Here is a 344-nt window from a genome sequence, read left to right as displayed (position 1 = left end):
GTTTTTGATAATAGGGTTGCGTATGCACTGGAATATAGTGCAAATTCACGCCAATTCCATTAGCACGCAGTTCATCGAATATTTGCTTGTGCGTTTTATCAATATTATCTAACTGCAAGCGAATTACGTATAGATGTAAACCCGAATAGGTTTCTGGTAACTGGTAAGGCAAAGTAATGGACAAACCATTAAGCAGTTCGTTATAACGATTCGCTAATACATGTCTCGCAGCAACAAACTCACTGAGACGAGACATTTGTGAAACGCCTAAAGCCGCCTGTAACTCGGTCATTCTGTAGTTATAACCCAGCTCAATCTGTTGGTAATACCAATCACCATCAGAT

Annotated in this window: 1 protein-coding gene; it reads right to left on the bottom strand. The window is 39.8% G+C overall.

All coding sequences use genetic code 11. From position 1 onward, the window contains the following. The coding region (locus tag AB4512_RS24315) for a DegT/DnrJ/EryC1/StrS family aminotransferase (protein ID WP_372176059.1) at nt 1–344 on the bottom strand (344 nt) is incomplete at both ends.

Origin of the sequence: Vibrio sp. 10N.222.52.B7, assembly GCF_041474275.1 — a bacterium.
GTDB lineage: Bacteria > Pseudomonadota > Gammaproteobacteria > Enterobacterales > Vibrionaceae > Vibrio > Vibrio crassostreae_C.
This window is presented reverse-complemented; position numbering and strand designations above follow the sequence as displayed.